The organism is Borreliella sinica (assembly GCF_033969665.2).
In the GTDB taxonomy this organism is placed as follows: domain Bacteria; phylum Spirochaetota; class Spirochaetia; order Borreliales; family Borreliaceae; genus Borreliella; species Borreliella sinica.
In genome coordinates, this window is record NZ_CP135180.1 from 371,521 (window position 1) to 387,020 (window position 15,500).

General features: G+C 28.8%; 8 protein-coding genes. 4 read left to right on the forward strand and 4 right to left on the reverse strand.

Annotated features, from left to right (window positions below):
• Positions 1-299: 299 nt before the first annotated feature.
• Genes grpE through rlmB form a run of 4 tightly spaced genes read left to right on the forward strand, consistent with a single transcriptional unit; the run spans position 300 to position 4,630 of the window.
• A complete protein-coding gene (gene grpE / locus QIA41_RS01675; protein WP_320292324.1) occupies positions 300-863 on the forward strand; it encodes a nucleotide exchange factor GrpE in 564 nt (187 codons plus the stop codon).
• Between the two features lie 23 nt (positions 864-886).
• On the forward strand, positions 887-2,794 hold the full coding sequence (gene dnaK, locus QIA41_RS01680; RefSeq protein ID WP_320292325.1) for a molecular chaperone DnaK: 1,908 nt from the start codon (positions 887-889) through the stop codon (positions 2,792-2,794).
• Positions 2,794-3,888, forward strand: a complete 1,095-nt coding sequence (gene dnaJ, locus QIA41_RS01685; RefSeq protein WP_320292326.1) for a molecular chaperone DnaJ — start codon at positions 2,794-2,796, stop codon at positions 3,886-3,888. The genes dnaK and dnaJ overlap by 1 nt, the downstream gene beginning before the upstream one ends.
• 1 nt (position 3,889) lies before the next feature.
• A complete protein-coding gene (gene rlmB / locus QIA41_RS01690; RefSeq protein ID WP_320292327.1) occupies positions 3,890-4,630 on the forward strand; it encodes a 23S rRNA (guanosine(2251)-2'-O)-methyltransferase RlmB in 741 nt (246 codons plus the stop codon).
• A gap of 43 nt (positions 4,631-4,673) precedes the next feature.
• Here the strand turns inward: rlmB and trxB are convergent, their stop codons facing one another.
• The 4 genes from trxB to QIA41_RS01710 all read right to left on the reverse strand — a co-directional run bounded on the left by trxB (position 4,674) and on the right by QIA41_RS01710 (position 15,484).
• Positions 4,674-5,663, reverse strand: coding sequence for a thioredoxin-disulfide reductase (gene trxB / locus QIA41_RS01695; RefSeq protein ID WP_320292328.1), 990 nt, complete (start codon positions 5,661-5,663; stop codon positions 4,674-4,676).
• 70 nt (positions 5,664-5,733) lie between these two features.
• Positions 5,734-7,434: a phenylalanine--tRNA ligase subunit beta gene (gene pheT / locus QIA41_RS01700; protein WP_320292329.1), complete on the reverse strand. Its 1,701-nt coding sequence runs from the start codon at positions 7,432-7,434 to the stop codon at positions 5,734-5,736.
• Complete coding sequence (pheS, locus tag QIA41_RS01705; protein ID WP_320292330.1) at positions 7,422-8,984, reverse strand: phenylalanine--tRNA ligase subunit alpha; 1,563 nt, start codon at positions 8,982-8,984, stop codon at positions 7,422-7,424. The genes pheT and pheS overlap by 13 nt, the downstream gene beginning before the upstream one ends.
• Before the next feature lie 11 nt (positions 8,985-8,995).
• Complete coding sequence (locus QIA41_RS01710; protein ID WP_320292331.1) at positions 8,996-15,484, reverse strand: SpiroCoCo family coiled-coil protein; 6,489 nt, start codon at positions 15,482-15,484, stop codon at positions 8,996-8,998.
• Positions 15,485-15,500 lie beyond the last annotated feature (16 nt).

Genomic DNA, 15,500 nt, shown 5'->3' on the forward strand with positions numbered 1-15,500 from the left:
ATATATTACAATATTCTAAAATTAAGAGATCTATAAACACAATAAAAACAAACAAAATCCAAAAACAATATCAAAAATATTTATAAATAAAAAATAAAATTTTTTATTTTGACAAAAAAATACACACCAAAATTTTGATAAACAATAATATGTATCAATTCAACACTACTATTGAAAGCTTCAGAAAAATATATATCTTTCAAATGATCAAAACGAATCAATTTTAAAAAAATTTAAGAAAGAAAAAAATTTGTAAAATATTTTTTTTAAAGATAAAATGCTTTATCAAAGGAGGAAAAATGGAAAAAAAAGAAACTAAAAATGAAAACGAAAAACCCACCAAACAAGATAACAAAAATACAAAATCTCAAAAAAAAGAAACCTTGGATCTGGCAAATTCTGATAAAAAAATTACCGAACTTGAAAATGAAATCTCCAATCTTAAAGATTTATATTTAAGAAAACAAGCAGAATTTGAAAATTTTAGAAAAAGATTAGAAAAAGAAAAAGACAATTTTGTTAAATTTGCAAATGAAACCATAATGAAAGATGTCGTTAATTTCCTTGACAACCTAGAACGAGCTATTACTTCTTCAAAAAAATCTAAAGATTTTGACAACCTATTAACAGGAATCAGTATGATTGAAAATGAAATACTATCAATCTTTGATAAAAAATATAATTTAAAAAAATTTGGAGAAAATGGTGAAAATTTTGATCCAAGTCGTCATGAAGCAATAAGTATTGAAGAGAAAGAAGATCTTAAAAATCCAGAAATAGTAGAAGTATATCAAAAAGGATATTGCTACAACGACAGAATATTGAGAACAGCTAAAGTTAAAGTTGCTCAAAGCAAAAATTAATTAGAAATTAGGAGGTTTATAATATGGGCAAAATAATAGGTATTGATCTAGGTACAACAAACTCATGCGTAGCTATAATGGAGCATGGAAAACCCGTTGTAATACAAAATTCAGAAGGAGGAAGAACTACTCCATCTATTGTTGCATACACAAATAAAGGCGAAAGACTTGTGGGGCAAGTCGCAAAAAATCAAATGGTTACAAACCCTGAAAACACAATTTATTCTATCAAAAGATTTATGGGAAGAAGATTCGAAGAAGTTGCAAGCGAAATAAAAATGGTTCCTTATAAAATAGAAAAGGGACTAAATGGTGATGCAAGGGTAAACATTTCCAATATAAAAAAGCAAATGTCACCACCTGAAATCTCAGCAGCAACTCTTACAAAAATGAAAGAAACAGCAGAGGCTTACTTAGGTGAAAAAGTTACAGAAGCTGTCATTACAGTTCCTGCTTACTTTAACGATGCTCAAAGACAAGCTACAAAAGATGCTGGCAAAATAGCGGGTCTTGAGGTAAAAAGAATTGTTAACGAACCAACTGCCGCTGCGCTTGCTTATGGAATTGAAAAAAAACACGAAGAGATTGTTGCTGTTTATGATCTTGGTGGGGGAACATTTGATATTTCAATATTGGAGCTTGGAGATGGTGTTTTTGAAGTAAAGTCAACCAATGGAGATACACATCTTGGGGGAGACAATTTCGACGACGAAATAATAAAGCATCTAATCTTAGAATTTAAAAAAGAAAGCGCTATTGATTTGTCAAACGACAAAATGGCCCTTCAAAGACTTAAAGAGGCAGCCGAAAAAGCTAAAATAGAACTTTCGGGGGCTCAAGAAGCTTCAATAAATCTTCCGTTTATTACAGCCGATGCAAACGGCCCAAAACACTTACAATATACTCTAACAAGAGCAAAATTCGAACAAATGGTGGACAATTTGGTTCAAAAAACAAAAGAGCCATGCCTTAAAGCTATTAAAGATGCAGGACTTAAGGCTTCTGACATCGATGAAGTAATACTTGTAGGTGGATCAACAAGAATTCCCGCTATTCAAAAAATCGTAAAAGATATATTTGGACAAGATCCTAACAAAGGAGTAAATCCAGATGAAGCTGTAGCAATAGGAGCTGCAATTCAAGGCGGTATATTAACCGGAGAAACCAAAGACATGGTACTCCTTGACGTTACTCCACTCTCACTGGGAATAGAAACGCTAGGCGGTGTAATGACCAAACTTATTGAACGAAACACTACAATTCCTACAAAAAAAAGTCAAGTATTCTCAACAGCTGCAGACAATCAAACCTCTGTTGATATTAAAGTTCTTCAAGGTGAACGTGAGATGGCATCACAAAATAGAATACTTGGTAATTTTATACTTGATGGAATACCAGCAGCACCAAGGGGAGTGCCTCAAATTGAAGTTAGTTTTGACATTGACGCTAATGGAATAGTTCATGTGTCTGCAAAAGATATGGGAACGGGCAAAGAACAAAAAATTAGAATTGAATCATCATCGGGTCTATCCGAATCAGAAATAGATCGCATGGTAAAAGATGCAGAAGCTCATGCAGAAGAAGATAAAAAATTAAAGGAAAATATTGAAACAAAAAATACGGCTAATTCTTTAATTTATCAAACAGAAAAATCATTAAAAGAATATTCTGAAAAAATTCCAAGCACAGACAAAGAAGCTATTGAAAATAAAATAAAAGAATTAAAAGAAAGTCTTGAAAAAGAAGACATTTCACTTATAAAATCTAGAACAGAAGAACTTCAAAAAGCTTCTTACAAGATAGCCGAAATGATGTATAAAGATTCTTCCCAACAAAATGAAGGCAATCAACAAGAAAATGGTGCTCAAAGCAATACAAGCGAAGAAGGCAAAGAAGCTGATTACGAAGTTGTTGACGAGGATAAAAAATAGTGAAAAAAGATTATTATGAAATTTTGGGGCTCTCAAAAGGAGCCTCAAAAGATGAAATAAAAAAAGCTTATAGAAAAATAGCCATCAAATATCATCCCGACAGAAATCAAGGCAATGAAGAAGCCGCTTCTATCTTTAAAGAAGCTACTCAGGCTTACGAAATTTTAATAGATGATAATAAAAAAGCCAAATACGACAGATTTGGACATTCTGCTTTTGAAGGAGGAGGATTTGAAGGATTTTCGGGTGGATTTAGCGGGTTTTCAGACATCTTTGAAGACTTTGGCGATATTTTTGATTCATTTTTCACTGGAAATAAAGGACAAGAAAAAAATAGAAAACATGCAAAAGGTGAAGACTTAGGATACAACATAGAAATATCTCTTGAAAACGCATATTTTGGTTACAAAAATAACATAAACATAACAAGACAAATACTCTGTCATTCTTGTTTTGGAAAAAAATCTGAAAAAGGCACAAGTCCCTCAATATGTAGCATGTGTAACGGTAGCGGAAGAGTAGTACAAGGTGGAGGATTTTTCAGGGTTACGACAACATGTTCTAAATGCTACGGTGAAGGTAAAATAATATCAAACCCTTGTAAATCTTGTAAGGGAAAAGGCAGCCTTACAAATCAAGAAACTATTCAATTAAACATTCCTTCAGGCATTGACAATAACCAACAAATAAAAATGAAAGGCAAGGGGAATGTTAATCCAGACAGTCAAGAATATGGTGACCTTTATGTAAAAATATTGATAAGACCTCATAAAGTATTTAAAAGAAATGGTAAAGATCTCTACGCAATGCTTCCAATAAGCTTTACTCAAGCAGCCCTTGGAAAAGAAGTGAGAATAATAACAATCGCTTCAAAAGAGATTAAAATACAAATTCCAAAAGGAATAGATAATGAAGAACAAATTTTAATCAAAAACGCAGGAATGCCAATTCTTCAAACTGAAAAATTTGGAAATTTAATATTAATCACCAAAATCAAAACACCTAAAAATTTAAATTCAAATGCTATTAAACTTTTTGAAAACTTAAGCAAAGAATTAAATGATGGTGATGAAATAAATTTATTCAAAGCATAATATGTATATCACTCATGCCAATTCAATAATTGAAAGCATAAAAAATAATAAAGGATTTGAACTTTATATATCAAAAAAAAGTTCAAAAACTATAGAAATTGAAAGACTGGCTAAAACACAAAATATAAAAATAATAAGAATAAGCATAAATGAACTTGACAAAATTCTTAAAAACAAAGACCATAGGGGATTTGCATTAAAATTAAAACTTGAAAAAAATAAAAACGCAAAAATACAAACCAAAGATTTTGAAAATTTACTAGAAACATTTAAAAAAAAAGAACATGCTTTCATTTTAATTTTAGACCAAATAGAAGATCCCCAAAATTTCGGAGCAATCCTTAGAACAGCAGAACAGTTTGGCATAGATCTTGTAATTACAACTCAAAAACATAGTGCAAAAGATAATTTAACGGTTTTGCGCACTAGCTCTGGCGCAAGTCAATACGTAAAAAAAATAACAGTAGCAAATATAAACAACACAATAAATTTTTTAAAAAAACATAACTTTTGGATATACACTGGTGATGTTAAAGGAAAAGATATAAACAAAATCAAAATAAACGATAAAAAAATTGCACTTATTCTGGGAAATGAAGGAAAAGGTGTACACAAGCTAATAAAAGAAAATTCTGATTTTTTAATAAAGATTCCAACTAGTGGCAAAATAGATTCACTTAATGTTTCTGTGTCCACAGGCATTTTAATCTTTGAAATCAAAAGACAATTAAACCTACTCTAAAATATTCAACTACATAAAAACTTCATTTAAAACCAAAAAAATCTTAATAAAATCTATTTAAAAAATTTCCCAACTCAACAGAAGCAATAAACCCCTCAGCAGCAGCAGTAATGGCTTGAGCATAAAGTTTGTTACTTACATCTCCACACGAAAAAACACCATCAACACTTGTTTTGACGACATCTTTGGTTATAATAAACCCTTCTTCATCCAAATCCAAAAATCCTTTTAAAAATTCCGTATTCGGCTTATAGCCAACAGCCATAAATACAGCATTCACTTCTAATTCATAGACAATATTATCTTTTTTATTAAAAATCTTAACCAAAGAAACAGAAACTTTGCCATCCACTTTTATGGCTTCTGAATTATACAAAATTTCAATATTTGACAACTTTGCAACACTATCTCTTAACATAGCAATAGCTCTAAGATAATCTTTTCTTACAATGATATAAACTTTATCCACTAATTTGCTTAAATAAATTGCTTCTGAAAGAGCAGTATTACCTCCACCAATTACTGCAACCCTTTTCCCTTTAAAAAGATGTCCATCGCAAATAGCGCAAACAGAAATACCCTTATTCCAAAATAAATCCGAATTTTTAAGGGTTTCAAGTTTTTTAGGTTTTGATCCCACAGCAATAACAACAGCTTTGCTTTTATAAATATAATTTTCTGTATAAAGATAAAAAATACTATTCTCCCTTTTTATAGAAAAAACAGTTTCGGGAAAAGATTTGGCTCCAAGATTTACTACTTGCTCTCTCATACTTAACATCAAATCTCTACCGCTTATTCCATTTTTAAAACCAGGATAATTGTAAACTTCTGTGGTTGTAGTGAGTTGTCCTCCGGGTTCAGGACCTTCTAAAATAGCAGCTTTATAATTGCTCATAACAGAATAAATTCCAGCTGTTAACCCGGCAGGACCAGACCCCACAATTATTACATCTTCAATACATTCCACCTCTTTTTGGGATAAATTTTCCTTTTTGGTCAGATTTACATCAATGGTTTCAAATTCTAACATATCCAAACTTCAAACCTCTCTTAAAAATTTTAATACAAATCTTAGTATTGCTAAAATTAATATTAAATGCTTAAGATCGACTCATAAGTTTATTGATATTAACCTCAAAAACAGAACATGGAATAAAAATACCAAAATTATTTAAAACATAAGGTGAAATTTCACCAAAACTACCTATATTAAAGTCTTCGATCAAAATATCTGCCCCCCTACCATTAATATAGAAAGGGGCTTTTGATTCTCTTAAATTAATCTCAATATTTAAATAATAAAAAAGCGTTGAAACAATTGAATTAATCTCATTAAAAGAAATTTCTTTACCGGACATTAAAAAAGCTAAATTGGTGAAAGTGCTTGTTCCTTCAATGGCATCTAAATTCTTTAAAGCCACTTTACCAACTTCAAAAATTTTATGTGGATAAGGAAAATTAGCACTAACACTTTCTGATTTTAATAAATTAGGAATTATTGATGCCCTAATATATTCATAATTCTCTGTCATTGGATTGGATACTTTTAAAAAATTTTGATCATCAACATTCATTTTATCAATAAAATCTTTCCTAGAACCCATATAATTATAAATCATCTCTTGGAATCCCATACCCACCATTAAATTCCTAACATTCCTTGAAAACTCCTCTAAAGTAGTAAGCCTTCCCATCGTAAAGGCCTTGGGAAGTTCTGGATAAAAACTTGCAAGACCTTCTCCTATCATTACATCTTCAATTACATCAACCTCGTGAAGAAAATCATTTCTATAAAAAGGGGGAATAATATAATTTTTCAAATTTCTAGAATAAGAATTTACTCCCATCTTTTTTAAACTAAGGCAAATACGTTCTAATGTTAAATTGCTTCCAAGCAGTTTATTAACATTTTTTACATCAAACTCTACTTCTTCTTGGAAATAATAGGGGCATACTAATTCTTTAAAATCTAAACTAAAAGGCTCTCTAAACACAGTTTTTACGGGCAAAATTTCAAAACCCATATCATAAAAGTCACAAGCTACTACAGATAGCGCAAATAAAGTTGCTTCAAAGTCGATACCTGTAACCTCAATAAACAAATCAGTATCACCAACCTTTAAAGATCCGATATTATCAGAATTAATTATTGGAGGATAAGAGACTACTTTATTATTATTATCTAATAATAAAGGATACTTATCAAAATTTTTAATAATATGAGAGTATTCCAGCCCTTTGGGGTGCTTTTCATTTATTTCCGAAAGAGAAAGTTCACAATCCATTCCCAAGGGAACAAATTTACGATTAGGAGATGAAGCAACATAATTTATTGGAAATTCAATACAACTAGAATTATACATTCCCATTGCAACTCTTTTTCTCTTTTGTCCATAACTTTGACAAAGTTTTTCTTGAAATTGAATTAGTGCCTCAAGCATTCTATTATTGAAAATCAATCCTTTTGCTAAAAATCCAAAAACAAACGGTCTGATTCTAGAAACCTTACTATCCACTAAAATTTCACCATAGCTTTTTTTAAAATCCCCTTTTTTTGAAAAAAAATTGTAATAAGGCATTTCTCCAAAAAGATAAGTTTTTATTTGACGAGCAAGTCCGATATAAGACCACAAATCCGGCCTATTTGTATCATTAAATTCTATTTTGATTTTCCCCGAACTTTCGTCAAACCCATCAAATTCTGCTTTAAATGGCTCAAGTAACTCTGAAATCTCTAAATTTGAAAAATTTTTTCCTATTTTATCTAAAAGAAGATCTTTGTAAATTTCTACCTTTGGCATCTTATCTTTCCTCGCCTTAAAATAACATCACCAATATCATAAGTAAATAGATCTCTCAAATCATTTAGACCTAAGTGCATTAAAGCCATTCTATCTATTCCAATCCCCCAAGCAATAACAGGAAAATCAATACCCAAAGGCTTTGTAACTTCCGGCCTAAAAATTCCACTTCCTCCAAGTTCAAACCAACCAAGAACAGGATGTTTTACGTGCATTTCAATAGAAGGTTCAGTAAAGGGAAAATATGCGGGAACATATTTAACTTCTGTAGCACCTGCAAGCTCTTTGGCAAAAATTTCAAGAAGACCTAGTAAAGTTTTAATGCTAACACCATCCTCAATAACAATACCTTCGGTTTGATAAAAATCGACTCCGTGAGTTGCATCTACTTGATCATATCTAAAACACCTAATAACCCCAAAATATCTACTTGGATTTTTAGCAGTAATTAATTGTTTTGCAGAAAGAACGGTACCTTGGGTTCTTAAAACTAATCTCTTAGAAAGATCTTCGCTAAAACTATATCTCCAGCCTCTTGAGCCTGTTGAATATCCCGTTTCATGCGCTAATTTTACATTAGAAAAATAAGGTTCGGGTAAAGATTCCCGAATACTGGGATCTGAAATATAATAAACGTCCTTAATGTCTCGGGAAGGATGAAACTGAGGCATAAAAAGCGCGTCGTTGTTGAAAAATTCTGTCTCTACTAAAGGACCATCAAACTCTTCAAAACCAAGCCCTACTAATTTATCTTTAATTTTAGAAATATAGTCTAAATAAGAATTAAAGCGTCCAATAAAAGTTTTAGCCGATGGAATATGAATATTGTAAGCTCTAAATTTTTTATTCTCATACGTTTTATTTTTTAAAATTTCATGAGTAAGCTTAGTAATCTCATTTCCTGTTAATTTATTTTTCATTAAAAAATTTTTCACTTCCAATCCAAAACAAGACAATCTAAACGTTAAATCAAGTTTTTCTACTATTTTAAAAAATACAGAATCTGCTCCTTTTTTCTTAGCAAAATTTGCTATTAATAAAAGTTCTTCGGTTGTCAAACTTTCTCTAAGAAGATCACTACTTTTTGATCTTTCTAACAAAACGCGTATTTTTTGATAATTAGCTTTCCTGGCTTCTAAAGGCTTCATAACAATCTGTTTATTTAAATCAAGGAAAAGAATACCCTCTTTTAATAAATTGCCAAACGCCTTTCCTACTTCTTTAATATCAAGATCAAGCTCTAAAGCTAGATTTGAAGCCAAAACTGTCTTTTGAGATACTAGATTTATTATTTTTTCTTCAACAAACCCAGATCTTAAAACGCTAAGACCCTTTTCTGTTGGTTTATAAAATACATTTAATTTCCTATAAATCTCTTCAATAATCCCTTTGGAATTTAACCATTCAATTGTTTTATTTGCCTGACCTTCGTTAAATCCTAATTTTTCAATAATAATTGAAGCAGAAATATTATCCTCCTCTTCATTATTTAAAATTACTTTCGCCTCAAGAGGATGTAACGTTTTTATTAAATTTAAATCTGCTTTCATATATGTAACCTTTAATCACCCTTATTGCTTATACCAAGCTCTAAAATAAGTTCAACTTCTCCAATAGATAATTTAGTAGCCCTAGAAATTTCTTCAGCACTCCAGCCCTGTCTCATTAATTTTATTACAGAATTTCTAACAGTTTCATTATTAAGACCAACATTATCTTGATATTTAGAATCTGTTTTGACAAGAATACCAAGGGTTTTTATTCTCTCTTCTGCTGCAATATTTAAATTCTCTAGCCTTGTCTCAGATTTAACTACCTTCTCTCTCATAGTTAAAGTATTTTTCAACCTATTTTCAATATCTAAGAGCATTTCCTTTAAATTCTGAGCATTAACCAGCACTTCTTCTGAAAGCCCTTTATTCAATAAAAGAGTTGAAATAACATTCTCCATGTCTTTGAGATTATCATGAAACTTGATACTCTCCTTACTTAAAGCATTAAATCTTTTTTCCACTTCATTTATTAAATCAAAGTTTTTATCAACAGACTCTATGGTACTTTTTAATATACTATCTTTGTTACTGATTCTTTCGTAATTATCAAGAATAGTTCTCTGCTCATCAGCTATCTCTTTTATTTTAGCTTTATAAATTTGCATTTCATCATAAGATTCAATTAAACTTTTATACCTACTATCAAATGAAGAGTAAAATTCAAAAAATTTATTAAAATCATCCTTAATAGCTTTAATAGATTTCTGTTCTAACTTTAACTCATTAAAAGTTGCAATAATATCTAATGTTTCTTTTTGAATATTATGAAATTCTTCGTTAACATTTTCAAAATTATTTTTATACTCCTGCGCAAGATCTATCTCATTTTTCAAAGTTTTCCATAATTCTTCTAGCTTGTCCTTAAGAGAATAAGCCTCTAAAAATATTGAATTATTTTTTTCAAGCTCAGCATCTAGTTTTTTAAAATTTTCAATTTGGAAATTTATTTTATCGTAACTGTCTTCAAATTCTTTTCTCAAATCAGACTTATATTCAACCAAATTATCTTTAATTTCACTAATAAATTTATTAAATTTATTATCACAATTTAATACTTTAGATTCAAGCTCTAGAACGTTAGTATCAACTTCTTTTAATAATTTTTTATGACTTTTCTTGAATTCAACCTCAAATTCATCAATTTGCTCTTGTAAGTTATTCTTTAGAGTTTCAATCTCTATTGTTGAATGTTTTAAATTTTTCTTAAGTTCATCCTCAAGCAAAACTAACTCTGATTTTATAGATTTTGAAAAAGAATTATATTCATTCTCAATCGATACCTCAATATTATTTCTATATAAACTAATCTTTTCAGAAAATTCTGAAATATCTTTATGCATTAATTCAATTTGACTTTCAAAGCTTTCTTTATCACTAGAAATTACATCAACCATTTCCCGCCTTACCTTATCAAGATTAGAAGACAAAGTTGTAAACTCATGCTCCAATTTTTGATTAAGCTCAAAAATCCTATCTTCAAGATTCTTTTGATGAGTTAAAAATTTAACTTCTGCTTGAATTAAGATATCTTCGGTTTTCTTATTAACCCTTTCATCTATCTTTTCCACCTTAAAGTCAACAAATTTTTCAAGATCTAAAACTTTAAGATTTAATGAATCACCAATATTTTTAAAATCAAGATGAACTGATTGCTCAATTTTTTTAGCCTCGCTTTGCAAATTGTCAAAAATTTCCTCAGCTCTAACTTCAAAATTACCTTTAAAAGATTCTAAACCAACCTTAACATTAAGAATATCATTCTCAAAGGATTTAATTCCAAGTTCAGCAATATTTATTCTCTTTTCTATTGTACTATAAGATTGCTCTTGCCAATTTTTTACATCATCTTTAATATTTAAAAACCAAGAATCAATAATATTTTGTTTACTATTTACAAAATCAATAAATTCATCCATTCTTCCAGTAATATTGGTCTCTATTAAAGCTATTTCACTCTCCATATCTTTTTTTTTAGAGGAAAATTCTTTAGTAAAATCCAAATAAAAATTCTCTTTATCGTCTTTCATTTTTTGTTCAATATCTAAGCGGAAATTTTGAATAAGCTCTGTTTTGTTTTCCAAATTTTTAGACAAATCATATTCTAAATTTTTAATTTTATCATTATGCGAAGCAATAAAACTTTCCAAAGAATATTTAAGCTCTTCACCTCTAATTTTCAAATCTTTGAAAAAATCTTCTTCTAGTAGCTTAAGATGTGATGAAACATTATGATAAGACTCTTCCTTCAACCTAACAACATCTTTTTCAACATTATTTAAATCAGATTCAAGATTTTTAAGATTTTTCAGCTGAGATTCAAGTTCAAAAATCATCTCTTTATTTGAATGCTTAAACTCTTCACTTAAAGTTGCAATATAAGAGGTTAATCTCTCTGAAAACTCATCGTACATATCAGCATACTTTTTCTCAAGACTATCATATTGACTTAAAGCTAAATTATCAATGGCTTTAATTTTGTTGTCAATTTTATTCTCCAAATTCACTTGCCCTTCATTGCATCTTTCTTCAAGTTCAATATACTTAAGATTAAAATTATTAGATATTTTATCAATACATCCGCTCACTTTGTCATTCAAATCTTTCTCTATGCTATCAAAAGTATTTTCAATCGATCTTAAAGAATCAATTCTTTTATGAATTTCATTTTCATACTTTACAATGTCGTCATCAATTAAAGTATTTACCTTTTTTATACAAACTTCAAAATGATTTTTTATATTCTCTTCAACATTTGCCTTAATCTCTCCAAATTGAGAATCTACAACACCGTAACAACTTTTAATTTTATCTCGCAATTCTTTTTCAAACTCTAGAATATCTTTTGATCTTTGCTCTATTATCTCGAAATTATGATCCATTTCAGAAATCTTAATCTGCAAATTTTCATCATTGATTGTAAGTGTTTTATAGATTTCATCTCTAATTTTTGAAATAGCCCCCTCGCTTTCAATTAAAAAAGTAGAATATCTCTCTTCAAAATTACTCTCAATAAGTTTAAATCTTTCCTTATAAAGGTCGTTTAAAAACTCAGATTTACTCTCAATATTATTTTTAAGATCATTTGTTATCTCTCCGAATCTCTCTTTTGCTTGCATAATATCACTGTCAATCGTCCTCCTATAATCAATTGCTTCTTCCAATCTAGATTTATAATACTGCTCAATCTCTTTAATAAACTCAGTAATTTTCGCCTCTCCATCATCTGTTAGATCTTTAACTTTTAATTCAAATTTTTCAACTTGATATTTAGATACATCAAAAGATTCTTTAAGTTTTTGAAGATTCTCATCCATACCCTTACTAAGACCATCTATTTTATCTGTTAATCTCCTATTTAGATTTTCAATCTCATTCATTATTTCATTTTCAAGTTTGCTAGAAATATTTTCTGAATAACCTCTATAATTAGATATCACCTCATTGTATTTCCCATTAATTTCTTTATTTATATCATTAAACTTTACACTAAGAGAATCAAGAGTAATATCTATATTAGCCTGAAAAGAAGTAATGTCGGTTCTTTTATCTTGCAATAAACTATCAACCTCTTTGACAAATTCCTCTGAATTATTTAAAACTACAGCAAACTTTTTTGACAAATTTTCCTCAAGCTCTCTAGTTTCTTTATTGAAATGGTTCATTATATCTTGTAAAAGCTCATCAGAATATATAGTACCCTGATTTCTAAACTCATCTATTTTTTCAAGATAATAACTCTCAAGACTTCCTATAGAAAATTTAAGCTCTTTAATTTTTGTAGTTACCTCAGAGTCTATTAAATCTAGATCTACCTTGCCTGAAGACAATAAATTTTCAATTTTAGCAGTTATTTCATTTAATTTGCTTTGCCAATCACTAAGCTTGCTGTCTACTTCATTGTTAATTAAATCTTTTCTGTTTAAAACATCCTTAGAAATCTTATCTAAAAAATCATCGATTTGATTTTGAGACTCCGATTTTATATTAGAGACAATTTGCAGATTTGATTCAACAAATTCATTAAGATCAGATTTAAAATTATTTAAAATATCTTCGGATTCAAACTTGAAATCCTTTAATTTATAATCACATTCTTCAATCTTGCTTATAACAAAATTATTCTTATCATCAAATTTTTTATTCAAATCCTCAAGCATAAATATACTTTTATCTTTAACTATTTCTGTTTGCCTATCAATAAATTCTTTAATTTCTAATATAGCCTCATCACTTCGCGAATATGATATATCCTTTAATTCTTTATATTTTTCTATTACCAAACTCTCAATATCACCTGCTTTTAATAAAACATATTCCATTCTATCGTTAACATCTCTTTCTAGATTTTCTATTTTTAAAGTAGTAGATGAAAGTAACTCTTCACTAGAAATCTTAATATCAAGCAGTGATTTATTTAAAGCAATAAGCTCATCTTTCCAATTACAATGCATATCAATAGCTTTTTTTTGAATATGATCTGAAAGATCATTAAAAACACTCTCACTAAGCTCTATTCCTTTGTCTTTTTGAATCTGCATTGAACTTAAAAATTCTTCATTTGTTTTATTTATTTGAGATTCAATATTTTTTAAATTAGAATCCATCTCGCTTTGCCACTTTGAATACTGAAGTTTACTCTCTTCTAGCTGACTAACGAAAATATTTACCTCATCATAATAACGATTCTTAAACTCTAATATATTTTTACCAATTTCATCTTTAATGCCAATTAAGCTAGTATCAAAATCTTGCTTTAAAGTCTCTTGGTTTTTTTCAAAAAAACTACACAAAGATCCAATTTCATTTTTTAATTTTTTGTTTAAATCTTGAAATTCTTGATAATTATTAGTTGCTTCTTGAGAAAGTTTGTCAAATTTTTCACCATAAATTAAAGAAAATTCACCAATTTCTGACGCTAATTTATCTGCAAGGTCTTTATATCTAGACTCCATTTGATCGTTAAATTTAGAACTGCTAGACTCCAAAGATCCAAAAAGAGTGGTATACTTGGCATTTATATTATCACTTAAATTTGAATAATTATTATTGAATCTGCCATCAATTTCTTCAAAATTAGAAATCAAATTATCACTAAGCTTAATAAGCTTATCTTGAATATCTGAATCAACATCCAAAAGTTTAGATTCTAATTGTACTTTAAGTTGATTAATATCATCTTTAAAACTTTCACTAAATACTTTAATATCTGCTCCAAACTTATTTTTAAATTCAAGATATATTCCATTAGAATCATCTTCAAGCCTCTTCATCAAATCAATAGCACCTACCTGAACACTTTCCATTTTAGAATTCAAATCTAACAAGCTAAGCTCTACCTTCTCCCTAATATTATTATCAACTTGACTTATTTTATCTTCATAATCCTCATAAATATTTTTAAGATTCAGCTCAACTTGAGATCTAAATTTATCAAAAACATCATCAACCTGCTCTTCATACTTTACCATCTCCATTCGTACTGATTCTTCAAGTGAATTAATTCTTGAATAAACATTGTCCTTAAAAGAAGAGCTCGTAGAAGAAATTTCATTGTCCACTAAAATCAACCTATCTTCAAGTTTATCTTGAATTTCCTTAGAACGATCATCAACGTATACAAAGATATCCTTAAATTTATTTTGCAATTCTTCATTAAGTCTATTTAGAATAAAATCTTCTTTCTCATTAATTTTATTCTTTACGTTCTCCATAATAAGCTCTATAGAATCTTCGATTAACTTATATTTGTTTTCATAAAAAACAAAAGAACTCTCTATTTCTTTGTTATATTTGCCAATATTAAACTCAACTTTTTCAAGAAAATCGTTAAATTCTAAATCTAATTTATCATTACCCTTAACTAAAATATCCCTTCTTCTCTCTTCAATATTTGCCAAATCTTTTTCATAAAGATCAATCTCTTTATTTAAATTATCCATTTTAAAAACAAGATCTTTAATATTAATATCAAACTTTTCCCAACTAGCAATTTTAATAGATTCAAGATTTTCTTTATTGGTCTTATCAAATTTTTCTAACACTGAATTCAAATTTGATTCAACCGAATCAATCTGAGTATTAAATCCTTTCAAAGTTTTTGAAAGTTTGTCTACTATTTTTCCATCAACTTGCAATCTTTGTATATTCTCTTGGACTTTAAAGGTCATCTCATCAAGTTCCTTAAGCATAGAATCATGATAAGCTATCTTTTTTTCAACCTCTGCAAAATCGTTACTTTTGTTTTTAATCTTTTGCTGAACTTCGTCAATCTTTTTTATTATTTCTATGCTAGACCTTTGATAAGCTTCCATATCAACAGCAAGATCATTAATCTCTTTTGTCTTATCTTCAATAAAATCTTCAAGATTAACCTTTGCAAGATCAATAAATTTTTTAATTTTATCTAAAGCTCTAGAACGTTTATCATATTGCCTGTAAACAAACAAAACTATTGAAACTAAAAAAAGATTAACTAAAATAGTTGCAAAATCTATCATAAAATATTTTACCCAT

Coding starts and splice junctions, on each gene's coding strand:
- QIA41_RS01710 (WP_320292331.1), bottom strand. CDS start 15,484: ATGATAGATTTTGCAACTATTTTAGTTAATCTTTTTTTAGTTTCAATA.
- pheT (WP_320292329.1), bottom strand. CDS start 7,434: ATGCCAAAGGTAGAAATTTACAAAGATCTTCTTTTAGATAAAATAGGA.
- rlmB (WP_320292327.1), top strand. CDS start 3,890: ATGTATATCACTCATGCCAATTCAATAATTGAAAGCATAAAAAATAAT.
- pheS (WP_320292330.1), bottom strand. CDS start 8,984: ATGAAAGCAGATTTAAATTTAATAAAAACGTTACATCCTCTTGAGGCG.
- trxB (WP_320292328.1), bottom strand. CDS start 5,663: ATGTTAGAATTTGAAACCATTGATGTAAATCTGACCAAAAAGGAAAAT.
- grpE (WP_320292324.1), top strand. CDS start 300: ATGGAAAAAAAAGAAACTAAAAATGAAAACGAAAAACCCACCAAACAA.
- dnaK (WP_320292325.1), top strand. CDS start 887: ATGGGCAAAATAATAGGTATTGATCTAGGTACAACAAACTCATGCGTA.